Source organism: Dermacoccus sp. Tok2021 (assembly GCF_019895135.1).
GTDB classification, from domain to species: Bacteria; Actinomycetota; Actinomycetes; order Actinomycetales; family Dermatophilaceae; genus Dermacoccus; species Dermacoccus abyssi.
Genome location: NZ_JAGTHU010000007.1, coordinates 14080 through 36832, shown reverse-complemented (window position 1 = coordinate 36832; position 22753 = coordinate 14080). Strand labels below are relative to the sequence as shown.

Sequence of the window (22753 nt, the reverse complement as noted above, 5' to 3'; positions counted from 1 at the left end):
CTACGTCAGTGCAACGCGGGCGATGACGCCCAACGCACTCGTCGTCGCGAGGGCGAAAACGACCCGCTTGAAGCGAGCCTGATCGATACGGTGACGCAACGGCTGGGCCAGCAGCGCGCCGACGGCCATGAACGGCAGCCACCCGAGGCCGGCCGTCCAGGCGTCGCGAGGTAGCTGACCTCCGACGACGAGACCGGTGAGTGACAGTAGCGAACCGACGAGGAAGAACGGCGCGAGCGTGGAGCGTGCGCGTTGTGGCTGCTCCTCCTGAAGCGCGAGGCTGAAGAAGGGGCCGCCGATCGACGCAGCCGTCGCCGAGACGCCGGTGAGGGCGCCGGCGACGGACGACGTCACGGTCCCGGCGCGTACCCGCACGCGGGTGAGGGATCCGGCCACTGCGACGAGCACCATGAAGGCCACCCCGAGGGATATGGCGTCGCCAGAGGCTTGCGCCACGACCCAGACGCCGAGCGGCATGGTGAGCGCACGGAAGCCGGTGGCCCAGCCGAACGGGCGCCACAGGATGTCTCGCCCGTTGCGCAGGATCTCGACGACAGGCAGGGGCAGGACGACGAGCAGAAGCGCCGCCGGCATGACCTGCGGCGCGAACGTCACGACGAATGGCGCCGCGACGACGGCCAGGCCGAACCCGGCAATGCGCTGGACGAAGGCACCGGCGCAGACGAGGAGCCCGAGCAGGACGAACGTCGTCCCGCTCAGGCCCACGTCACAGCTCCGGTCAGCAGGATGTCGAGCCGCTTTTGTTCTTCTTGTACGTGCAGACGTGGACGGCCTTGCCGGCAGCGTTGCGCAGGGTGGCGGTTTCACCGCTGTTGTTCCACACGAAGCTGTTGCGGCTCACCGGCTTGAGGCCCTTGACGGCCTGACCCCAGTAGAGCGTCGTCGAGGAGTTCTTGCCCTGTCCGGAGCGAATGACGACCGACTTCTTGGCCCCGAGCTTGAAGCCCTTCGGGATGACGTAGACGTGCTTGGAGCCCCTGTCCGAAACGCGGTAGCCGCCGATGGTGATCGTCTTCGCGGTCGTGTTGGTGAGGGTGATGTACTCCTTGTTGAGGTTGGCAGCCGTCACCTTGTCGTTGCCCGGCAGGTCGACGACCCAGCGCGAGAACTTCACGGCGGGCGCCGCCTGAGCGGCCGGTGCCAGCATCGGGGCGGCGAGCATCATCGTGGCAGTGGCGAGTACGGGCATCGTGCGCATGGAAATGTCCTTCAGGATCAGGCGTGGTCGTGCACCCGACCCTGACGCGTCATCCTGACGTGGACCGCGCCTTGTGGGGCGGGCCGTTGCAGGTGCTCGAGGGGAGGCGCTTCGTGGCTGCGATGACAGCCAGGGTGATTCTACGTTCAACTACCGCCGGAGGTGAGCCGTTCGCCGGGAGAGGTGTGACATCCGGGCGTAGGAGGTTTCGGGAACAAAGCAAGAGACCCTCACCGAAGTGAGGGCCTCTTCCATCTGTCTCAACACAGAGTGCACCCGTAGGGATTCGAACCCCAAACCTTCTGATCCGTAGTCAGATGCTCTATCCGTTGAGCTACGGGTGCGGGCTGCGAGGCGCTTATCGCGCGTTGCAACGAGATAGAACTTTACACATCTGCAGGCCGAAACGCGAATCGGCTCCTGCCACGGGCTAACGGCCTGCTCAGCCGCCGTAGGGGAGCGTCGGCAGACCGATGACGCCGGGCGTACAGGCGAAGAGCGCACCGGCCTCGGGTTCCGCGTCGTCGGGCAGGTTCTCGCGCGACGTCGTGATGTAGAGCGTGTCGAGGTTGACGCCCCCGAAGGCCGGGCAGGTCACCTGCGAAGGGCCGACCTCGACGATCTCGGAGAGCTCGCCGGCGGCGTCGTAGCGGCGAACCGCGGACCCGCCGAACAGTGCCGTCCACACGCCGCCCTCGGCGTCGACCGTGAGGCCGTCGGGGTAGCCGATCCCGTCCTCGAGGCGGACGAAGGGGCGCGGGTTCACGAGGCCGTCCTCGGGGTTCCAGTCGAAGACCTGGATCGTGCGCGTCGGGGTGTCGTTGTAGTAGGCGAGGGAGCCGTCCGGCGACCAGCACAGGCCGTTCGAGATCGTCACGTCGCCGAAGACGTGCGACGGCATGTGGTTGGGGTCGAGACGCCACATCGACGCGGCGCCTTCGCTCTGGTCGTAGGCCATGGAGCCCATGTAGAAGGAACCGTCGGGGGAGCATCCGCCGTCGTTGAAACGGGTGCGCGGCTCGTGATCGGCGGGCCACAGGTCGTCGATGCGCTCGATGTCGTCGAAGTCGGCGGAGCGTGTGAGCGCGAAGCCGCGCTCCGTGGCGACGATCGCGCCGCCGCCGAGGCGGGGGCGCAGCGCTGCCGCGACGTCGCCGACGTGGAAGCGACGCACGTCGCCGTCGTCCTGCAGTTCGAGCACGTCGCCGGCAAGCATGTCGACGTAGCGCAGGGCCGCGTGCCCGTTGCCCCAGTCGTTGTGCCAGATGACACCCTCGCCGTGGTACGTGTGCGGTGTGGAGACTGCCTCGGCCTTCATGGCCCCAGGCTAACCTCCCGCGAAGATGGTGGGTTCGAGTGCCGGACTACGCTCAGACGTCCTCGGCCTTCGTGGTGGCCGGGTCCCACTTCGTCAGGCCGTCGTACTGCCAGCCGCGGTCCTTGACGGCCTCGCGCGACTCGAGGCGCATCGTCGGGGTGAGGCGGTCGAGGTAGAGGTAGCCGTCGAGGTGGTCGGTCTCGTGCTGGAGCATGCGGGCGAAGAAGCCGTGCCCCTCGAGGACGACCTCGTTGCCGTCGAGGTCGGTACCCGTCACCTTCGCCCAGTCGGCGCGCGCCGTCGGGAAGTGCTCACCCGGCACCGAGAGGCAGCCCTCGTTGTCGTTCTCCTCGTCGGCCTCGCCGGCGGGCACGCGGCCCTTCTCGAGCTTCGGGTTGATGACGACGCCCTTGCGGTTCTCGCCGAGGTCGTCGTCGGGGCAGTCGTAGACGAAGATGCGCTGCTTGACGCCCACCTGGTTCGCCGCGAGGCCGACGCCGTTCGCGGCCTCCATCGTCTCGAACATGTCGTCGACGAGGGTGCGGATGTCGTCCGTGATCTCCTTGACCCGCTTCGTCGGGGAGTGCAGAGCCTTGTGGCCGACGATGGTGATGGGGCGGATGGCCATGAACGAACCTCTGGTGTGACGTGGGCGGGTGGCCGCTCCGGGCTCGGGGCGACCAGCCAAGTTTACGCGGCCGTTCAGGTGTCCGAGCCGGCACGACGAAGGCCCCGCCCCAGCAGATTGCCGGAGCGAGGCCCTCGTGACCCGAAGGTGAGCGTCAGTGGCGCTCGTCGGACGAGTAGCGCTCGTCCTTCGTGAATCCTTCGCCCACCGAGGAGTCGAGGTCGGTGGCGTACACGCCGTCACCGACGCCGCCCTGCAACTGCGGGTTGCGACCGACGCGCGAGTGGCGCTGACCGTAGGCGAAGTAAATGATGAAGCCGATGAGGAGCCAGACGGCGAATCGCAGCCACGTCTCCACCGGCAGGTTGAGCATGAGGTAGAGGCAGATCGCCGCCGACAGCCACGGCAGAACCGGGCTGCCCGGCACCTTGAACGGACGCTCGAGATCGGGGCGGGCCTTACGCATGATCGGCACGGCCAGCGAGACGAGGAAGAACGCCGAGAGGGTACCGATGTTCACCATCTCTTCGAACTCGCCGATCGGGATGGTGGCCGCTGCAACCGCGATGAGGAAGCCCATGACGAGCGTCATCGGCACCGGCGTACCCGTCTTGGGGTTCGTCTTGGCCATGCCGCGCGGCAGGAGGCCGTCACGCGACATCGCGTACATGACGCGGGTGGCGCCGATCATGAGGGTCATGACGACGGTGGCCAGACCGGCCACAGCACCTGCGGAGATGATCTGCGCATAACCGGGGTGCCCCGCGTCTCGGAAGGCTGCTGCGAGCGCTCCCTTCGGGTCGATCTTGTCGTACTTCACCATGCCGGTGATGACGAGGCAGACGGACACGTAAAGGATGGTGCAGATGACCAGGGAGCCGATGATGCCGATCGGCAGGTCGCGCTTCGGGTTGCGGGTCTCCTCGGCCGTCGTCGCGACGACGTCGAAGCCGATGTAGGCGAAGAACACGAGGGCGGCACCTGAGATGACGCCCATGACGCCGAAGGCCTGCGGCTCCATGCCGGTGAGGATCTCCCACAGCGGGCGGTGCATCGTCTGCGACTCACCCTCGAGCTGCTGAGCCGGCGGGATGAAAGGGGTGTAGTTCTTCGCGTCGATGTACTGGATACCCATCACGATGATGAACAGCACGATGAAGACCTTGACAGCCACGAGCGCGAAGTTGATGCGCAGCGACTCCTTGATGCCGACGGCGATGAGGCAGGTCAGCGCGGCGACGAGACCGAAGGCGGCGAGGTCGAAGTGGTCGAACCAGCCGGTGCCTCCCTGCAGCTTCTCGGGCAGCTTGAGGCCCCACTCGCCGAACAGGATGTTGAAGTACGCGCTCCAGCCCTGAGCGACGACGCCGGCGGCGAGGATCAGCTCGAGGAGCAGATCCCAACCGACGATCCAGGCGATGAGTTCACCCATCGTCGCGTACGAGAACGTGTAGGCCGAACCCGAGACAGGCACGGTCGAGGAGAGCTCGGCGTAGCACAGCGCGGCGAGGCCACAGCAGACGGCGCCGAGCAGGAACGACAGGACGATGGCGGGGCCGGCCATCGTGGCGGCGGCGCTGCCGGTCACCGTGAAGATACCGGCGCCGATGATGACGCCGATACCGAAAACGGTGAGGTCGAGAGCCGAGAGATTCTTCTTCAGCTGGAACTCGGACGCCTCCGAGTCAGCGATCGAAGCCTCGATCGACTTGGTACGCAAAAGGCTCATAGGAGCGACCTTCCACAGGTGAGTTTTAACCGTGTGAGATTACTCGCCGTCTCGCCATGTGGAGGGTGTGTCCGCATACCGAGAGCGCCGGATGGTCTGTGGGGCGGTCGCGTGTTCGCGGCTCACCGACCAAGCCGAGTCATCGTCCGTGTCGTCCGATTCCTCGCCCACGTCACGAAATTCACCGTAAGCACGGTCACACTCGTCGGCCCAGAGCGGACGGCTGAAAGTGACCATTCCGTAAGGATCGGTCTCATCGCTGGAGCGCGGAACCGGTCCGCGGGTGCGACCGGGACGTTCGTCTGTCCCGAATTGCGTGTCGCGCGTGCGAACGCGGACCGGGAGTGTCTTGTTTTCGTCGCGGTACGGGTCGAACACCTCGTCCGAATGATGCGGATGCCGCGAGGGGTGGCCCTCGTCGTCACCGACGCCGAAGATGAGACCGCAGATCTCGCGGTACTTCGAGTCGGGCTCGCTCACGTAGTCGATGACGTTGAGCGCCTGCTCTTGGCCGGCCGACTCGATGACGAACGTGCCGTAACCGAGGATGCGCGCCGCAGGGGAGCGGTTGTACGACATGTCGGTCACCTTGGACAGCGGCATCATCGCGACCTTCTTGAAGAAGAGGCCGTGCAGGAGGATGAGGCGCTTGTTCGTGATGACGAAGGTCTTGTCCCACCACTCGAAGAGGCGCCAGAAGAAGTGAAGGAGGAGGACGAGCCAGATCCACCAGGCCGCATTGGTCACCGGGCCCATCCAGGCGGGGGCGCTGAGGCCCGCGACGACGACGAGGACGAGACCGAGCAGACAGGAGCTGAGGGCGGGCAGGAGCTGCGCCCAGTGCTGCTTCATCTCGAGAACGACGTGCTCGTTCCTGGCGAGGTACCCGGCGACGCTCTCGGACGGGCGGGTCGGGCGCAGCGGGCCCATGGCGTCAGCTCTTGCCGAGCAACGCGTCGAAGAACTCGCCCAGGTTGGTGACCGCGTTGCGCAGGACGTTGCCGATGGAGCGGACGACGTCCGCCGACTGACCGGGCGAGCTGAAGATGGCGTAGATGAGGAACGCGAACAACAAGAACTTCAGGATCGATTTGAAGTTGATCTTGTCCATTTCGATGTCTTCTCTCTCGGGTGGGCGACGCGCCCAAAGAGGGACGGGCAACTCGTGCATTCTTCCAGCGCCTGGGGTATGAGCGAAGAAGGCGCGCCGGGGCACGGATCAGTAGGCTCGCGCCTGTGGATCTGTCGATGACGTTGCGTGAAGCCCTCGAGCGCGAGGCATCGGGGACGGCGCTCAAGCAGTTGACGGCGGCCGTCGAGCGGCTGTCGACGCGTTACCGCGCGGTCGCTGCGGCGTCCGACCCCATCCTCGCCAAGCCGGTCGATGTCCTGGCCTATGCCCACTACCGGATGCCGGCGACGTTCGGCGCGGTGCGCGCCGCGCTGCGGGCGCTCGCGGCATCGGGGACGTTCGAGGCGGGCTCCGTGCGTTCGCTCGCCGACCTCGGCGGCGGGACGGGGGCCGCGGCCTGGGCGGCCGCTGACGTCTTCGACTCGCTCGAGGAAGTGAGCGTTCTCGATCAGGTGCCCGAAGCACTCGACCTGGGGCAGCGCTTGGCGAAGGCCAGCGGGGTGTCCGCGCTCGCGCGCACCGTATGGCAGGAAGGGCGCGTCGGGTCGTGGAACGTCTCCGTCGGGTCGCCGTCCGCGGGTGGGGCTGAGCTCGTCACCGTCTCGTACGTGCTCAGCGAACTGACGAGCGAGCAGGCCGACAAGATCGTCGCCGAGGCGGCTGCTGCTGCGACGCGCGCCATCGTCATCGTCGAACCCGGGACGCCGGACGGCTACCGCCGCATCCTGCGAGCGCGCGATCAGTTGCTCGCGGAGACCTGGCAGGTGGCGGCGCCGTGCCCGCACCAAGGCGAGTGCCCCCTGCTGGCGAAGGACGAGCCCGACTGGTGTCACTTCGCGGCCCGGGTGAATCGCTCGTCGGTGCACCGGCAGATCAAGGGCGGCGAACTGTCGCACGAGGACGAGAAGTTCAGCTACGTCGCGATGGTGCGACGACCGGCGCATCTCGCGCAGGGCTTCGCGGCTCCGGCCGCCGACGCGTCAGCCAGTGAGCAGCCGGCGCGTGTCATCCGGCACCCGCGCAAGAACAAAGGCTTTGTCGAACTGCAGGTGTGCGAATCGAACGATGCCTCGAACGCCAGTGGACAGGTGCGCCGCGCCGTCGTGAGCAAGAAGCGGGGCGCGCTCTACAAGCAGGCGCGTGACGTCGGCTGGGGCGATACGATCGACCTGGGGTGAGCCGTCGCGCCGCCAGTGACGGCGAATCTCAGGCGTCGTTCTTCGCGATGCCGTAGAGGCGGTCTCCCGCGTCGCCGAGGCCGGGCACGATGTAGCCGTTTTCGTTGAGCTTCTCGTCCATCGCGCCGGTGACGACGGTGATCGGAACGTTGATGTGCGCCGTGAGTTCGCGCAGCTTCTCGACGCCCTCGGGTGCCGCGATGAGGACGACGGCGGTGATGTCGTCGGCGCCGCGCTCGACGAGGTAGTCGATCGTCGCGGCCAGCGTGCCACCCGTGGCGAGCATCGGGTCGACGACGTAGACCTGGCGGCTCGAGAGGTCGTCGGGCAGACGGTTGGCGTACGTGGTGGCCTCGAGGGTCTCCTCGTTGCGCACCAGGCCGAGGAAGCCGACCTCCGCCGTCGGCAGCAGCCGCACCATGCCGTCGAGCATGCCGAGCCCGGCGCGCAGGATCGGCACGATGAGGGGACGCGGCGTGGCGAGCTTGATGCCGCGCGCCTTCGTCACCGGGGTCTCGACGTCGACCTCTTCGACGCGCACGTCGCGCGTGGCCTCGTACGCGAGCAGCGTGACGAGTTCGTCCGCGAGGCGGCGGAACGTGGGGGAGTCGGTGCGCTTGTCCCGCAGCGTCGTGAGCTTGTGCGAGATGAGCGGGTGGTCGGCGACGATGACACGCATGGGACAAACTTAACCCGTGGACCTGCCTGCAGCACCTGCCGTCGAGACGACGTATGCGACGTGGATGGCGGACGCCCTCGCCCGAGCGCGCGAAGCGGCGGCTGCGGGGGACGTTCCGGTGGGGGCGCTCGTCGTCGACGAGGGCGGCGCCGTCACCGGTGTCGGCGCGAACTTGCGTGAGGCGGACGGCGATCCGACCGGGCACGCGGAGATCGTCGCGATGCGGCGGGCCGCGACGTCCCGCGGGAGTTGGCGCCTCGACGGCTGCACGCTCGTCGTCACGCTCGAACCGTGCCTCATGTGCGCCGGTGCCGCCGTCCAGGCGAGGCTGCCGCGCATCGTGCTCGGCGCGTGGGACCGCAAGGCCGGCGCGTGCGGTGGGCTGTGGGACGTCGTGCGTGACTCCCGCTCCACGCACCGCATCGAGGTGGTCGGCGGCATCCGCGAAGCCGAGTGTGCCGAGGTGCTCACCGACTTCTTCCACCGCCGCCGCGCCTGACGCAGGAGGCGCCAGAAGTTGGTGACAGTTGGGGTACCTGGTGACGTTCAACCGTCACCAGGTACCCCAACTGCCACCAACTCCGAGTTATCCACAGGGTCGAGATGGCCATGCGTGACAACGTTGCCGAGTCGATCCAGCCTTGAGACATGCCCGCCGCTCCCTTACCGCCGTATCTCGCCCGCCGTCTGGCAGACGGCCTCACCTACGTCACCCGGCGTGATCTCGCCTCCGCAGGGATCGACGTCTCAACGCTGAGGGCGTGGCGTCGCGCAGGCTTCGTGACGTCGTACAGCTACGGGGCGTACGGCATCGTCGATCCGTGCGCCGCGGACATGGACCACTTCGCCGCTCGTCGACTTCACCATGTGCGCCGCTGTGAGGCACTCCTGCAGACGCTCCCGGGGGCGCACCTCATCGGCGGATCCGCCCTCGTGGTTCACCGGCTCGCGGTCCTGCGCTTCCCTGATCGCATCGAAGTGGCGCGCCACCCACGGGTGCAATCGAGGCGCGACGACTTCGTGTGCCGTCGGGCCTGGGGCGAGGCGCCGGAGCAGGTCGATGGGCTGGGTGTGCAGGCTGCCGCTGAGGCCGCCATCGAGGTTGCCGCACACGAAGGTCTGCGGGCGGGTGTCGTGAGTGCCGACTCCTACCTGTTCGAGGGCGGAACCCCGGGGGAGCTCGAATCAGCACTGGTCGCCTACGGTCGCAAGGCCGGTGTCGGGCAGGCTCGTGCAGCGGTCGAGCTCGCCGACGGAGCGATCGAATCCGCCGGCGAATCACTCCTGCGGTTGATCTGCCGGGATGCCGGAATCGCAGTGATTCCGCAGGTGGAGATCTGGGACGACGAGTCGCTCCCGTTCGCCCGCGTTGACTTCCTCGTCGAAGGGACTCGTGTCGTCCTCGAGTTCGACGGCATGGTGAAGTACACGCACCCCGAGGCGCTGCGTGCCGAGAAGCGACGCGAAATGCGACTGCGGCGACTTGGCTACGTCGTGGTGCGCTTCACCTGGAGCGACCTGTCGCCGCCGGTTCGGTTGGTTCGAACGATCCGCGAGGCGATGGCTGTCACGCGAGCGGCGTGAAGCCTCCGGAGAAGTTGGGGACAGTTGGGGTACTTGGTGACGGTTGAACGTCACCAAGTACCCCAACTGTCACCATGTGGGCCGGAGCGTGGTGTCAGCCGCGGGCGAAGGCGTCGAAGAGGCGGGCGCCGTCGGCGAGGGCGTCCTCGTCGAGCAGGAACCCCGGGTGGTGCAGGTCGGTCTCCTCGCCCTTGCCGGAGTGGACGCCGAAGCGTAGGTAGACGCCGGGCACGGAGTCGAGGTACCAGGAGAAGTCGTCGCCGCCGGAGGACTGCTCCGCTGTGCCGACACCCTCCTCACCGAACACCGAGACGACGGCCGCGCGCGCCCGCTCGGCGCACTCCTCGTCGTTGATGACCGGCGGAGGCCCCTGGGTGTACGTGACCTCAGCCTCCACGCCGAACGTGGCCGCGATCGACGCGACGGACGTCGTGACGAGTTCCTCGCCGATCTCCCACACGTCACGCTTCGCGCTGCGCAGCGTGCCCCACATCTCCACCTTCGCGGGGATGACGTTGACCGCACTGCCGCCGTTGATCGAACCGAACGTCAGCACCGCGCCGGCGCGCGGGTCGACGCGGCGGTCGAGCGCCGCCGTCAGCCCGGTGACGATCTGCGCAGCGGCGAAGATCGTGTCGCCCGTCTCGTGCGGACGGGCCGTGTGACCGCCCGACGACGTCACGGTGATGCCGAAGTTGGCGTTCGAGGAGGTGATGGGGCCGGCGATGACCCCGACCTCGCCGGTGGGACGGTGTGGGTCACAGTGCAACCCCATGAGCTGCGTCAGACCGTCGGTGACGCCCTCCTCGACGCACTTTTTCGCACCGCCGGGCTGTGTCTCCTCGGCCGGCTGGAAGATGAGGCGCACGGGCTGCGGGGGCGGGTCGGCCACGAGCAGCGACGCGGCGCCGAGCAGCATGGCCGTGTGCGCGTCGTGCCCGCACGCGTGGCTGACGCCCTCGTTGGCGCTCGCGAAGTCGAGCCCCGTGTCCTCCGTCATGGGCAGGGCGTCGATGTCGGCGCGCAGCCCCACGACGTCCTTCGACGAGGCTCCGTCGGCGGCGGGAACGTCACACCACAGACCGGTGCCCATGTCGAAGCGGTGAACCTTGAGGCCCATGTCCTCGAGCACTGAGGCGACGTAATCCGTCGTCTCGTGCTCCTCGTACGAACGCTCGGCGTTCTCGTGAAGCCACCGCCGCCACTCGACGACCTGCGCGGCGAGGTCGCCCTCCGGCGCCTTGGAACCTTTGCCTCGACCGAACATCAGCCCAGTACCTCCTCGAGAAATGCGACGACCCGGTCACCGAGGCGGTGCCGGTTGGCTCTCTTGACGAACTCGTGGCCTTCGTCCTCGAACAGGAGCAGGTCGGTGCCCACCCCGTTCGACTCCAGGACGGCGATGGCCTGACGTGTCTCGTTGACGGGCACGTTGGTGTCGTGCGCGCCGTGGACGAAGAGCACGGGAACGATGACCTCTCCCAGCCCGTGGATCGGCGACAACTCCTGCAGCAGTTCGCGCTCCTGGAGGGGGTGGCCGTACTTCGGCAGAGCGGCGACGGCGATCCACGGCTCGGTGTCGCGGTAGAACGTTTCGAGGTCGCTCATGCCGCAGGCTGCGATGGCGCCACGCCACAGCTCGGGGTGACGCACGAGCGTCGCGAGGGTGAGGTAACCGCCGTACGAGCGTCCGCTGACCACCAACTTCTCGGGGTCGGAGATGCCGGTCTTCACGAGGTGGGCGACGGTGTCGGCGACGTCGTCGATGGCTGACAGGCGCGAGTAGCGCTCGTCGGCGTGGCTGAACGCACGCCCCTGGCCGGACGAACCACGCACGTTCGGCGCGACGACGGTGTAGCCCGCGTCGACGGCCTGACGCAGCACGTTGTTGTAGCTCGGCCGCGACTGCCCCTCGGGGCCACCGTGGAAGTAGACCATCGTCGGCGCGGGCTCGTCACCGCAGCGGTAGACCCACGCCGTGAGCTCGAGGCCGTCGCGTGCGGGGTAGCGCACGAGTTCGGGGACGAACGTCGCGCTGCCGGCGTCGACGAGCACGGTGAGGGGACGTGAGTCAGCCTCGTCGGCCTCTGGGTCGGGCGCTGCCGTTTCGCCCTTCGGCTCCGCGCTGTAGCGCGCGAGCGGGCCGGGCGCACCGATGGGTGGTCTCGGATCCTCGGGCGACAGGTTCGCGCCGGGCTCGTCGCCGGTCCACGTGCCGTGCGCGACGTCCCAGAGCACGACGCGCGGTGGGAACTCGGGGCCCTGCACACAGAACGTGAGCAGCCGTCCGTCCGCGGTGAGGGACGGCGAGGTGACGACGACCTTCGGCAAGCGCGGCGCGGGGAGTTCGCGGGGTTCGCCGTAGCGCAGGTCGAGGATCTGGATGCGGCTGCGGCCGTCGTGGTTCCACAGCAGCGTGGCGGTGGACCCGTCACGGCTGACGGAGAACTCGTCGAGATCGGCGTCGGCCCGCGCGGCGAGTTCACGGACGTCGGTGCCGTCGGGGCCGACGCGCACGTCGAGCAGGCGGAAGCGTTCGCCGTGGTGGTCGCTGCGCACGAGGGCTCGCATGACTCCGCTCTCGTGCCCTGCGTCGAGCACGACGCCGGCGTCGGTCGTCGACCCGGGGTCGGGCGGCAGAAGCGGCCACCAGGCGCCCCCGACGTCGACGCGCAGCAACTCGCGGTGGCCACGCGAACCGACGCGGAACAGCGCCACGCCATCGCGGACGTGGACGAGTTCGCCGCCGACCCGCCGGTCGACGACGCGCACGTCCTGGGTGACGGCGGACAGGACGCGACCTTCGGCCAGACCCGAGTCGTCGATGGCGGTGAGGGCGAGTTCGACGCCGTCCCAGCAGACGATCTGCACGGTCGCGTCGGTGAACTCGAACGGGTTGACCGCGCTCTGGTCGTCCGGGTCGGTGGTGAACAGCCAGATCTCCTCGCGCTCACCACCGTCGGGGGCGACCTCGCAGGCGATCCAGTGACCGTCGTGGGAGTACGCGACGTTGCGCACCGGGCCCGGCGTCGGGATGGGCACGGTGCGTTCGGGGCCGGCACCGACGCCGTCGGGTGTGGCGAGCGGACGTTGCACGGCGTGCGGGTAGCCGTCCTCGTCGATGACGACGGCGGCGAGCAGCTTGCCGTCGGGGGACAGGCACGGGTGAAGTGAGTGGCGTACCGACGGCCGGGCGGGCGAGGTCTCGCTCGTTCGGGGGTTGAAGCTCACGACTTGATCCAGGTGTCCTTCCCGCCTCCGCCCGCGGAGACGTTGACGATCATCGTGCCCACCGGAGCGACTCGCGTCATCGCGGTGGGCGCCGTCTGGGCGTTCGTGCGAGAGGGGTCGTCCGGGTCCGGGCGTTGCATGACGAAGGCTCGCAGATCGACGTGACTGGGCGCGAATGCTCCGTCGGAGAGCGTCGGCAGTGTGGAGAGCGGGATGATGTCCTGCGCGACGAACCGCGCCGGCGTCTCTCGGATTTCGCTGCGTCGCTCCTCGAGTTCGTCCTCGGAGCACTCGGGACCGACGGTGATGCCGGTGCCGCCGTAGCCGTCGATGGGCTTGACGACGAGCTCGTCGAGCCGGTCGAGGACCTCCTCGCGCTGCTTCTCGTCGGAGCACAGCAACGTCGGCACCTGGCCGATGAGGGGTTCCTCGCCGAGGTAGAAATCGATCATGTAGGGCACGAGTGCGTAGACGGCCTTGTCGTCGGCGAGACCGTTGCCGGGGGCGTTGATGATGGTGACGGCACCGGCAGCCATGACGTCGCGCAGTGTCTCGCCGAGCTTGCGCCCGTCGGCGCCCTCGGAGCCGAACAGTTCCTCCTCGCCCATCCGCGGGTTGAGGAGGTGGACGCGGTGGCGATCGTCACCGTCGAGGCGGTAGAGGATGCCGTCGTCGACGAGCAGTTTGTCGGCGGTGACGAGGGCCGCGCCGATTTCGCCACTGACGAGGTTCTGCTCGTACCACGTGGTGTCGGTTTCACCGGGGGAGACCATGCACAGGCCGAGTTCGTCGTCGGCGTCTGCGCCCTCGACGAGAGCTGCTGCCGCGAGGAAGGCTTCGCGCAGGATGGGGTAGGCCTCGCGGGGGTGACGCAGTTTGCCGGGCGTGGGCAGGATCTCGGCGAAGTGGTCTTCGAGGATGCGCCGGTTGATGTGGCTCATGCCGAGCCCGCCGGGCATCCGCAGGTTGTCCTCCAGGACGATCCACTCGCCGGCGGAGGGGGAGACGAGGTCGAGCCCGCACAGGCCGGCGCGGACGAACCCTTCGGGCACCTTGTGGCCGTCCTTGGAGTAGCCGGGCGCGCGGCGCAGGACCTCGCGGTCGATGCGGCCGGCTTTGAGGATTTCGCCCGGGCCGTAGACGTCACGCAGGAACAGCTCGTGCGCGCGCACGCGCTGTTCGAGGCCGGCGCTGATCTCGGCCCAGCGTTCGGCGGTGATGATGCGGGGCGCGATGTCGATGGGGTAGGGGCGGTTGCCGTCCTTGGAGTTGATCGTGACGCCCAGTTCTTCGAGGTCATCGGCGGTTTCCCGGAGGCGCGCGGTGAGGCGTTCGGGGCCGAGGGCTTCGATGCGGCTGAGGACGGTGCAGTAGTCGGGCCGCATCTTGGCGTCGGCGGTGACGGATTCGTCGTGCACGCCCTTGGTGGCGGGGATGTAGTCGCGGTACGCGGAGAACGCGCCGGGAACGCCCTCGTGGGGGCCGCTGTTGGTGGGGTTTTCACCCGCGGACGTCGTCGTCATGCGATGACGCTACAGCGCGTCGCGGTGCAGCGGAAGGAACGCGAAAACTCCCGTCATGACGCGTCGTAACACTTCACCCCAAAGGGGGAGAAAAGACTCGCGGCATAAGCGCCGGGTACGGCAACGGGGCCGCAACACTCCTCGAGTGCGCGACCCCGTCACGCAGGGAAACGATCAACCCGGCGGGTATGAAGAGCCGGGTACGGCAACGGGGCCGCAACACTCCTTGAGTGCGCGACCCCGCTGGAAGCGGACTCCCCCGAGTGCTGTCGCACCGAGCGTGGCGGCCTCGCAGGCTCGGCCGCCACGCTCGGTGCGACAGCACGAAGGGAATCACTTCATGACGACGACAGGCGCCTGGCTCTTGCCCTTCTTGGCTTCCTTGGCCTCTTCCTCGGCGCGCTTGACGAGCGCCTGCGGCGGGTGGCCGGCGGACTTGGTGTAGTAGTCGGCTGCGCGACGCTCGGCGTACATCTTGGCGGCGGCGAGGGCGCCGGTGGAGATGGCGGCGTAGATGGCGGCTTCTAGGATGCCGGCGTTCGGGTCCTTGGCGCTGCGCGGGCTCTTGCCGGTGGCGGCCTTCCAGCCCTTGGTCGCGACGGTGGTGGCTGCCTTGCTGGCGACGATTCCGGCGCCGAGGCTGAGTACCTTCCAGACGAGGTTGCCCATGTTGTCTCCCCTTCCAAGGGTGGTCAATGTCTTGTGCCCATATTCGCAGGCGGTGTTGTGTGTTCGCCAGTCGTGCGGGCCGATTGGTCGACGTGTAATGTCGCCTGCGAACGACAGGGGAGCGCACGTTGCGCTGAGATCGTGCCGAGGTAGGGCACTAAACCCTCGAACCTGAACCGGTTAGCACCGGCGGAGGAAGTCGAGACTCACCCGTTCGTGCGCGGCTCGTGCCGCTTGCGGACGTGGTCCCTCACTCGAGGTGAGGAGGACGTCGTGATGAGCAAGTTCCACGTGACCGAGCGGACGGGTGGTTCCCACCCCGTGCCGACGACGGTGGCTGCGCTGGTGGCCGGTGTTGCGGTGTTGGCGACGTCGGCGTGCAGCGTCAGTGACACGAAGACGAAGTCGTCGGCGTCAGCGTCGGATGCGAAGAGCAAGACGGTGACGCTCGTGACGCACGAGTCCTGGGCACCCGACAAAGCCGTCATGGACGAGTTCGCGAAGCAGACCGGCTACACCGTGAAGGTGTCGAAGTCGGGCGATGCGGGCACCCTGGCCAACAAGTTGGTGCTCGCGAAGAACAACCCGACGGGCGACGTCGTCTTCGGCATCGACAACACGTTTGCTTCGAGGGTGACGAAGGAGGGCGTGCTCGAGCCGTACACGTCGAAGGCTGCTGCCGGGTCGACGTCGACGTACGACCTGCCGGACGGCCAGGGCAAGGGCGTGCTGTCGCCCATCGACACGGCGTCGGTGTGCGTCAACGTCGACGACGCGTGGTTCACGAAGAACAACAAGAAGAAGCCGGCGGGCCTCGACGACCTGACGAAGCCGGAGTACAAGAACCTCATGGTGGCGCCGGGTGCCTCGTCGAGTTCGCCCGGCATGGCGTTCTTCCTCGCGACGGTCGGCAAGTACGGCGAGAACGGCTGGAAGCCGTACTGGACGAAGCTCATGAGCAACGGCCTCAAGCTGACGTCGGGCTGGAGCGACGCCTGGAACGTCGACTACACCGCCGGTGAGGGCAAGGGCAGCCGCCCGATCGTCGTCAGCTACGACAGTTCGCCGGCGTTCACGGTGGACGGTGCGGGCAAGTCGACGACGTCGGCGCTCGGCAACACGTGCTTCCGCTCGAACGAGTACGCGGGCGTCATCAAGGGCGCGAAGAACCCCGAGGGCGCCAAGGCGTTCATCGACTTCATGAACGGCAAGAGCTTCCAGAAGTCGCTGCCGAACTCGATGTACGTCTTCCCGGTCGACTCCTCCGTCGAGCTTCCGCCTGAGTGGGCGAAGACGGTGAAGCCCGCCGAGAAGACGATCGACGTCTCGCCGGCGCAGATCGACGAGAAGCGTCAGACGTGGCTGACGCAGTGGAAGGACGTCACGTCGAAGTGAGCCGTGACGGCGTGGCTGCGCCGGCAGCACGAGCACGCGCGGGAACCTCGTCCCTCCCGCGCGTGCTCGTGCTCGCGTTGCTCGCCGCGGTGCCGCTCGTCTTCCTCGGCATCTTCTTCGCGTGGCCGGTTCTCGCGATGGCGGTGCGCGGCGTCACGGGCGACGGTGGGGGCGTTGACCTCGCGGGTGCCTGGGACGTCGTCACCCGCCCGCGCACCCTGCGCGTGCTGTGGTTCACGCTGTGGATGGCGGCGCTCGCGACGCTCTGCTCGGTGGCGCTCGGGCTGCCCGTCGCGCACGTGCTCTACCGCCTGCGGGTGCCGTTGGCGGGGCTGTGGCGCGCCCTCGTCGTCCTGCCGTTCGTGTTGCCGACGGTCGTCGTCGGCGTGGCGTTCCGCTCGCTGTTCGCCCCCGGCGGGCCGCTCGCGGCGCTGGGGTGGGACGGAACGTGGCAGCCGGTGCTGCTCGCGATGGTGTTCTTCAACATCTCCGTCGTCGTGCGCACGGTCGGGCCGTTGTGGGCCTCCCTCGACCCGCGCACCGCGCAGGCGGCAGCCGGCCTCGGAGCATCGCCCGCCCAGGTCTTCCGGACGGTGACGTGGCCGGCGTTGCGTCCCGCCGTCGTCAGTGCCGCGACGGTCGTGTTCCTCTTCTGTTCGACGGCGTTCGGCATCGTGCTCATGCTCGGCGGGCTGCGTTACGCGACGCTCGAGACCGAGATCTACTCGCTCACGGTCGAGTTCCTCGACCTGCGCGCCGCCGCGGTGCTCTCGACCGTGCAGTTCGTCCTCGTCGCGCTGTTGCTGCTCGGCGCTGAGCGGGCCCGCTCGGGTCTGCGGCGCAGTGATTCCGTTGTGCGCCGCGGCGTCGCGGTGGCCGACGAGCCGCGCCGAGTCACCCGATCCGACGCCCCGGCGCTCGCTGCCACCCTCTTCGCCTTGGCTCTCGTCGTCACACCTCTCTTCACCCTCGTCCTGCGCTCGCTGCGTGACGGCGACGGCTGGTCCCTCGTGCACTACCGCGCGCTCGGCGGAGAACTGGCCGCCCTGGCCGCCCTCTCGGTTTCGTGGCGCATCGCCCTCGACGCGGCACTGCTCGCGCTCGCGCTCGGCGTCATGGTGTCGGTCGTCGTCTCGTGGCGGGCTCGCACGCCGCGCGGCCGCCGCGTCATTGCGGGCCTCGACGCTGCGTTCATGCTGCCGCTCGGCGTCTCGGCCGTGACGGTCGGCTTCGGTTTCCTTCTCACCCTCGACCGTCCGCCGCTCGATCTGCGCAGCTCGCCGATCCTCATCCCGATCGCGCAGGCCACCGTCGCGCTGCCGCTCGTCGTGCGCGCGCTCGTACCCGTGCTGCGCTCGCTCGACCCGAGGTCGCGTGAAGCCGCGGCCGCCCTCGGCGCGAGCCCGTTGCGCGCCTGGATGACGGCCGACCTGCCACACCTGTGGCGTCCCTTCGTCGCCGCGGCGGGGTTCGCCCTCGCCGTGTCGCTCGGCGAGTTCGGGGCGACGGCGTTTCTCGCCCAGCCCGAGTCGCCGACGCTGCCCGTTCTCATCTATCAACTGCTCGGCCGCCCCGGCGCGGGCAACTTCGGGGCAGCGATGGCGGCTTCCGTGTTGCTCGCGACGGTGACGGCCCTCGTCATGGCTGCCGTGGAACGCATCGGCGGCAGCGCCGCGGGAAGGATGGACGGATGACGCAGCCCCAGGATCGGGAGGACGCCGGAGGCCTCGAGGTGACGGACGCCCGCGTCACCTTCGCCGGCAACGCCACACCGGCACTCGACGACGTCTCCCTCACGCTGCCGCGCGGGCGCGTGCTCGCCGTGCTCGGCCCGAGTGGCTGCGGCAAGTCGACGCTCCTGCGCGCCGTCGCCGGTCTGCAGGCGCTCGAGGCCGGGCGCATCGCCTTCGCCGGCACCGACGTGACACGCGTGCCCACCCACAAGCGCGACTTCGCGCTCATGTTCCAGGACGGGCAACTCTTCGGCCACCTCGACGTGGCAGGCAACGTGGCGTACGCGTTGGCGCGACGGGGCGCACCGGCCGCCGAGCGTGATGCCCGCGTGGCCGAACTGCTCGACCTCGTGGGGCTCTCGGGGCTCGAATCACGCCGTCCGGCAACGCTTTCGGGCGGCCAGCAGCAGCGGGTTGCGCTCGCGCGGGCGCTCGCCGCGCGCCCCCGGCTGCTCCTGCTCGACGAGCCGCTGTCGGCTCTCGACCGCTCGCTGCGCGAACGCCTGGCGGGCGATCTGCGCTCCGTTCTGCTCGCCGAGGGTGCGACGGCCCTCTTCGTCACACACGATCACGACGAAGCGCTCACGGTCGCGGACGACATGGCGATCATGCGCGACGGTCGCATCGTTCAGCACGGCTCGACGCGCAAGGTCTGGGCTCACCCGGTGGACGAGGAGACCGCTGACTTCCTCGGGTTCACCACGCACCTCACCCCGGACGAGGCACAGCGACTCGGCCTCGAACGCGCTGCCTGGGCGCTGCGGCGCGGTGGCCTGCGGGTCGTCGGGGTCGATGTTCCCGGTGCTCTGGCCGGAAGGGTCGTGCGCGTGTCGGCGTCGGGCGAGGCGACGCACGTCAGCGTCACCCTCGACGCGCTGCCGGGACGCGAACTGGAGGCGATCGCCTATCCGAGCGATGACGCGCCGACTGCCGCGACGCTCGACGAGGGCGCGCGTGTCGGAGTCCGCGTCAGTTCCTCGGGGGCGGTGCGCTTCGGCTGAGCGCGCACGAGCGGCGAACCTTCGGGCGCCGTCCACGCGCCGCGGGCGACGAGCACCTCACGCAGCAGGTCCGGTCGGTCGGTGATGACGGAGTCGACGCCCGCGTCGAGGTAGCGGGTCATCTGGGCGCTGTCGTTGACGGTCCACGTCACGAGGCGAAGCCCGGCGTCGTGCGTCATGTCGACCAGGCGTGCGGCGGCTCGCGCATCCGCCATCCACGGGATGCCGCCCAGCCGGGTGGCGATGTGGGCGGCGAACGCGCCGTGAAGCACGCGCCGCGGGGCTCGGGTGCCCGTCTTCGCTGCACCCATGAGCGTCAACAGGCCGCGCCAGCCGAGCGAACGCGCGCAGCCGGTCGTCTCGGCGACATCGCGCAGCCAGGTGTCTCGGCCGTCGGCGACGCAGACGCGCTCGGCACTGCGCGTGCGGCGCACGGCGTCGACGAGTGGGGCCGCTGCGCGCACCGTCTTGAGATCGATGAGGAAACTCGCATCGGGAAAGGCGTCGAGCAGGGTGTCGAGGCGCAGGATCGGCTCACCGCCAACCCGGACGGCGCGCAGTTCCTCCCACGTGAGATCTCGCACACGCGCGTCGATCCCGGCCGTTCGCGCGAGCGTCGCGTCGTGAAAGGCGAGCGCAACACCGTCCTTCGTCACCTGGACATCGGTCTCGAGCAGGCGCAGGCCGAGGGCGTGCGACATCTCGAACGCGGCGAGGGTGTTCTCGGGCGCGAGGCCGGCGCCGCCCCGGTGGGCGACCGCGATGTCGGTGAGGCTCACGTGCTCACCGTCGCCGACGCCGTCAGCGACACGCCAGGGGCTTCACCGAGAGTTCGCCGGACGTTGCGCGACCCTTCCGCGCGATGCAACGTGCCCTCCGACCGCAGGGGCCGGAGGGCACGTGGGGAGAGCGACGGATCAGCTGCGCTCGGGGTAGCGCGAGTGCTCCGGGAAGTTGCCGTAGAGCATCTCGCCCTCGGGCCCCTCGGTCACGGCCTGCACGAGCAGTTCGCCGCCGACGAAGCAGCCGAGCCACGAGGCGCCGTACCCACCGAACGGCTCGGCCTTGTCGCCGCGCGAGCGGGGCTTGTTGATGCCGACCTTGAACGCCTGCAGTTCGCGCGCGAGGCGTCGTGCGAGCACCTCGTCGTCACAGGCCAGGCTCGCCACGAGCGCACCGTTCGACGCGTTCATCTGGGCGAGCAGCTCGGCCTCGGTGTCGACGACGACGATCGTGTCGATCGGGCCGAACGGCTCGGCGTGCATGAGCGAGCTGGCCGTTGCGGGCGACAGCAGCGTCGTCGGGGCGACGTAGGCCGAGGTGTCCTGGCCCTCGAGGAAGCGCCCGCGCGCTTCGACGTCGGCACGGTAGATCGGCACGGCGCCGCGGTGCATCGCGTCGTCGACCTGCTCGCTCAGCTCGCGGGCCTTGGAGGCGCTGATCATCGGGCCGAAGTCGAGTTCCGGCAGATCGTCGTCGTCGTTCTCGACGGCCAGCGGGTGGCCGAACTTCAGCTCCGACACGATGGGCAGGTAGGTCTCGAGGAACTTGTCGACCAGCTCGCGTTGCACGACGTAACGCGGGTACGCGGTGCACCGCTGCTTGCCGTACTCGAAGCCCTTCTTGAGGTGGGCGGCCAGGCCCTCCCAGTCGGAGAAGTTCCAGATGCCCCAGGCGTTGAGGCCCTCCTGCTCGAGCATGTGGCGCTTGCCGGTGTCGACGAGCTGCGCGGCGATCTTGCCGCCGTTCGAGCGCCCACCGACGAAGGCCATGGCCCCGATCTCGGGTGAGCGCACGAGCACCTCGGAGAGGTTGGCGCCGCTGCCGGAGATGAGCGTCGCGGGCAGTCCCTCGCGCGCCATCATCGCGTGCGCGAGCGTCAGGCAGGTCGCGCCGCCCTGTGAGGGCGTCTTCGCGATGACGGCGTTGCCCGCGAGCATCTGCACGAGCTCGGAGTGCACGAGCACCGACATCGGGTAGTTCCAGCTCGCGATGTTGCTCACCGGCCCCTCGAGCGGGCGGCGGCCGTCCATCATCGAGTCGATCTCCTCGACGTACCAGCGCACGCCGTCGAGGGCGCGGTCGACATCGGCGCAGGCCAGGCGCCACGGCTTGCCGATCTCCCAGGCGAGCAGCAGCGCGAGGTCGTCGCGCACCTCGGTCATCGCCTCGACGGCGGCGAGGACGCGCTTCTTGCGCTCGGCCAGCGGAACGTTCTGCCACTCGCGGTGCTGTTGCGTCGCGGCGTGGACTGCGGCCTGAGCCTCCTCGACGGAGAGCTTCGGCAGGTTGATGAGCGAGCTGCCGTCGACGGGGCTCGTCAGCATCTCGTCGGTGCCGTTGGAGAGCCACTCACCACCGACGAGGTTCTTGAGGCGGCCTTCGCCGAAGGCCTCCGGGGCGGCGGTGGCGGCGCGGTCGAGGACCGAACTCCACTCGGTGCCCGGCTTGACGTGCAGGGCGTTGGGCAGGGCTGCGAGCGCTGTGTCGTGCTCGGCGGGCAGGGCAGTCATAGGGACTCCTCACGCGTGAAGGGTGCGCAGGACGGCCACTCGAGCGAGTCACGAAACACGTGATCCGGGTACGCGTGAGCGGCCATCAATTGGGGTTAATCGAACGCCGGGATCGCGGTGGGCGATAAGGGCGGACATCCCGACGAAGGCGGGATGCTCGTCGATCTCCTGGCCAAGTGGGTGCATGACGTTCCGGAGCAATGTCGACGAAGTCGTGCCGGGCGCCTCGAAACGTGGGAGGCGTCGTGCACGGCCTGTGCTTTGCAGTGCCACGACTGTAGCGAGCCGATTCGATTCTGTGTGCCGAATCGCGACAATTGGCGTTGTCGGGCCGATGATGCTGGGGCGGGTCGCCGCAGCAGATCAGCCCTTGAATCAGCCCTTGCTCGGCATCTCGCGCACGGTGAGGCTCTGCGCGATGCGCCCGACGGGGCCGTGGATGTCGTGCAGCGTCGTCATCGTCACGCCGAGGCCGCTCTCGCCCATGGCAACCGTCGTGTCGAAGCCGGTGGCCGTCGGGTCGGGCCGGCGGAAGAGGTGGACGGTGAGGTCGACGTTCGGGAACATCCACTCGCGCGGGTCGACTCGGACGGCAATGCCGTTCGCGCCGTCGATGACGCACAGGAAATGCGTCGTGGGGCTGATCTCCTCGCCGAGGACGCTCGGCAGGTCGGTGCGCAGCCACGTGCGGTTGCGGCCCGGCACGTAGCCGGGAGGTGCGTCGAAGCGCTCGACGGAACGGATGAAGCCGCCGGGCCACATCTGCCCCATGTCGACGCGCTTGCACTCATTCATGGGAGGCAGCGGTTCGAGGTCGGCGCCGGCGACCGGCGAGGAATCTTGAACCGACAGGCGCCACGCGCGCGCCACGATGATGAGGCGCCCGTCGACACTGAACTCGGCCTCGACGAGTTCGATCGTGCGGCCGGGGCGGATCGTGCGCACGCGCACGTGGGTGGGACGCAACGGGATGAAGCCGTAGACGTCGAACGTCACCTTCGCTAGCTGCATCCCCTCACGCGGCTCGTGACGCTCGATCTCGTGCACGATGAGCCCGGCCGACGCCGCGAGGTGCTGCTCGGCCTCGTTCCACGCACCCTGGACGTGGATCGTCGGCTCGAACAGCCGCCCACCGTCGTGCTCGCCCAGCGGGACGAAGTACGCGTCGACGTCCTCGCGGGGCGTGAACTCGGCGGTTTCGGGGGAGGTGCTCGCAGCCAT

21 protein-coding genes, 1 tRNA gene and 1 riboswitch are annotated in these 22753 nt (G+C 68.7%); of the genes, 6 read left to right on the top strand and 16 right to left on the bottom strand.

The window, feature by feature from the left end; all coding sequences use genetic code 11:
- The 8 genes from K9D12_RS05775 to K9D12_RS05740 form a co-directional block, all read right to left on the bottom strand.
- A complete protein-coding gene (locus K9D12_RS05775) occupies positions 1–726 on the bottom strand; it encodes a sulfite exporter TauE/SafE family protein (RefSeq protein WP_165357883.1) in 726 nt (241 codons plus the stop codon).
- A gap of 13 nt (positions 727–739) precedes the next feature.
- Positions 740–1219, bottom strand: a complete 480-nt coding sequence (locus K9D12_RS05770; RefSeq protein WP_129663983.1) for a lamin tail domain-containing protein — start codon at positions 1217–1219, stop codon at positions 740–742.
- 271 nt (positions 1220–1490) lie between these two features.
- Positions 1491–1563: transfer RNA gene (locus K9D12_RS05765), tRNA-Arg, on the bottom strand.
- Between the two features lie 98 nt (positions 1564–1661).
- On the bottom strand, positions 1662–2537 hold the full coding sequence (locus K9D12_RS05760; protein ID WP_129663985.1) for an SMP-30/gluconolactonase/LRE family protein: 876 nt from the start codon (positions 2535–2537) through the stop codon (positions 1662–1664).
- 52 nt (positions 2538–2589) lie between these two features.
- Entirely contained in the window at positions 2590–3165 is a 576-nt protein-coding gene (gene def, locus K9D12_RS05755) for a peptide deformylase (RefSeq protein ID WP_047310558.1), read from the bottom strand.
- Between the two features lie 154 nt (positions 3166–3319).
- Positions 3320–4894 carry an APC family permease gene (locus K9D12_RS05750; protein ID WP_129663987.1) on the bottom strand — a complete coding sequence of 525 codons (1575 nt, stop codon included), beginning with the start codon at positions 4892–4894 and terminating at the stop codon, positions 3320–3322.
- Positions 4895–4933: 39 nt separating this feature from the next.
- Complete coding sequence (locus tag K9D12_RS05745) at positions 4934–5824, bottom strand: PH domain-containing protein (protein ID WP_129663989.1); 891 nt, start codon at positions 5822–5824, stop codon at positions 4934–4936.
- Between the two features lie 4 nt (positions 5825–5828).
- Positions 5829–6005, bottom strand: coding sequence for a hypothetical protein (locus tag K9D12_RS05740; RefSeq protein ID WP_165357884.1), 177 nt, complete (start codon positions 6003–6005; stop codon positions 5829–5831).
- 125 nt (positions 6006–6130) lie between these two features.
- Between K9D12_RS05740 and K9D12_RS05735 the strand changes: the two genes are divergently transcribed.
- Positions 6131–7204, top strand: coding sequence for a small ribosomal subunit Rsm22 family protein (locus tag K9D12_RS05735; RefSeq protein ID WP_240730133.1), 1074 nt, complete (start codon positions 6131–6133; stop codon positions 7202–7204).
- Positions 7205–7232: 28 nt separating this feature from the next.
- Here the strand turns inward: K9D12_RS05735 and upp are convergent, their stop codons facing one another.
- Positions 7233–7883 carry a uracil phosphoribosyltransferase gene (gene upp / locus K9D12_RS05730; RefSeq protein ID WP_129663991.1) on the bottom strand — a complete coding sequence of 217 codons (651 nt, stop codon included), beginning with the start codon at positions 7881–7883 and terminating at the stop codon, positions 7233–7235.
- A gap of 64 nt (positions 7884–7947) precedes the next feature.
- On the opposite strand from upp, the gene K9D12_RS05725 reads away from it, so the two are divergent.
- Together K9D12_RS05725 and K9D12_RS05720 are read left to right on the top strand one after the other, a co-directional pair.
- On the top strand, positions 7948–8382 hold the full coding sequence (locus K9D12_RS05725) for a nucleoside deaminase (RefSeq protein ID WP_129664367.1): 435 nt from the start codon (positions 7948–7950) through the stop codon (positions 8380–8382).
- 149 nt (positions 8383–8531) lie between these two features.
- Positions 8532–9467, top strand: coding sequence for a DUF559 domain-containing protein (locus K9D12_RS05720; protein ID WP_129663993.1), 936 nt, complete (start codon positions 8532–8534; stop codon positions 9465–9467).
- Positions 9468–9561: 94 nt separating this feature from the next.
- Here the strand turns inward: K9D12_RS05720 and K9D12_RS05715 are convergent, their stop codons facing one another.
- The 4 genes from K9D12_RS05715 to K9D12_RS05700 form a co-directional block, all read right to left on the bottom strand.
- On the bottom strand, positions 9562–10734 hold the full coding sequence (locus K9D12_RS05715; RefSeq protein WP_129663995.1) for an amidohydrolase: 1173 nt from the start codon (positions 10732–10734) through the stop codon (positions 9562–9564).
- Complete coding sequence (locus tag K9D12_RS05710; protein WP_205744859.1) at positions 10734–12698, bottom strand: alpha/beta fold hydrolase; 1965 nt, start codon at positions 12696–12698, stop codon at positions 10734–10736. Before K9D12_RS05710 ends, K9D12_RS05715 begins: the two co-directional genes overlap by 1 nt.
- Entirely contained in the window at positions 12695–14221 is a 1527-nt protein-coding gene (locus K9D12_RS05705; protein ID WP_129663997.1) for a circularly permuted type 2 ATP-grasp protein, read from the bottom strand. Before K9D12_RS05705 ends, K9D12_RS05710 begins: the two co-directional genes overlap by 4 nt.
- Positions 14222–14554: 333 nt before the next feature.
- Positions 14555–14890, bottom strand: coding sequence for a DUF4235 domain-containing protein (locus K9D12_RS05700; protein ID WP_129663999.1), 336 nt, complete (start codon positions 14888–14890; stop codon positions 14555–14557).
- A gap of 105 nt (positions 14891–14995) precedes the next feature.
- Positions 14996–15105, top strand: a riboswitch (TPP riboswitch).
- 61 nt (positions 15106–15166) lie between these two features.
- On the opposite strand from K9D12_RS05700, the gene K9D12_RS05695 reads away from it, so the two are divergent.
- Genes K9D12_RS05695 through K9D12_RS05685 form a run of 3 tightly spaced genes read left to right on the top strand, consistent with a single transcriptional unit; the run spans position 15167 to position 19019 of the window.
- Positions 15167–16285 carry a thiamine ABC transporter substrate binding subunit gene (locus K9D12_RS05695; protein ID WP_129664001.1) on the top strand — a complete coding sequence of 373 codons (1119 nt, stop codon included), beginning with the start codon at positions 15167–15169 and terminating at the stop codon, positions 16283–16285.
- Complete coding sequence (locus tag K9D12_RS05690; protein ID WP_370448524.1) at positions 16249–17979, top strand: ABC transporter permease; 1731 nt, start codon at positions 16249–16251, stop codon at positions 17977–17979. Before K9D12_RS05695 ends, K9D12_RS05690 begins: the two co-directional genes overlap by 37 nt.
- Positions 17976–19019 carry an ABC transporter ATP-binding protein gene (locus K9D12_RS05685; protein ID WP_129664003.1) on the top strand — a complete coding sequence of 348 codons (1044 nt, stop codon included), beginning with the start codon at positions 17976–17978 and terminating at the stop codon, positions 19017–19019. The genes K9D12_RS05690 and K9D12_RS05685 overlap by 4 nt, the downstream gene beginning before the upstream one ends.
- On the opposite strand, the gene K9D12_RS05680 is transcribed toward K9D12_RS05685, so the two are convergent.
- The 3 genes from K9D12_RS05680 to K9D12_RS05670 all read right to left on the bottom strand — a co-directional run bounded on the left by K9D12_RS05680 (position 18923) and on the right by K9D12_RS05670 (position 22753).
- The gene (locus K9D12_RS05680) at positions 18923–19798 is read right to left on the bottom strand and encodes a glycerophosphodiester phosphodiesterase family protein (RefSeq protein WP_129664005.1); all 876 of its coding nucleotides are present in this window, start codon (positions 19796–19798) and stop codon (positions 18923–18925) included. The two genes, K9D12_RS05685 and K9D12_RS05680, sit on opposite strands and share 97 nt — an antisense overlap.
- Positions 19799–19936: 138 nt before the next feature.
- On the bottom strand, positions 19937–21532 hold the full coding sequence (locus tag K9D12_RS05675; protein ID WP_129664007.1) for an aldehyde dehydrogenase family protein: 1596 nt from the start codon (positions 21530–21532) through the stop codon (positions 19937–19939).
- A gap of 375 nt (positions 21533–21907) precedes the next feature.
- Positions 21908–22753, bottom strand: a complete 846-nt coding sequence (locus K9D12_RS05670; RefSeq protein ID WP_129664009.1) for a thioesterase family protein — start codon at positions 22751–22753, stop codon at positions 21908–21910.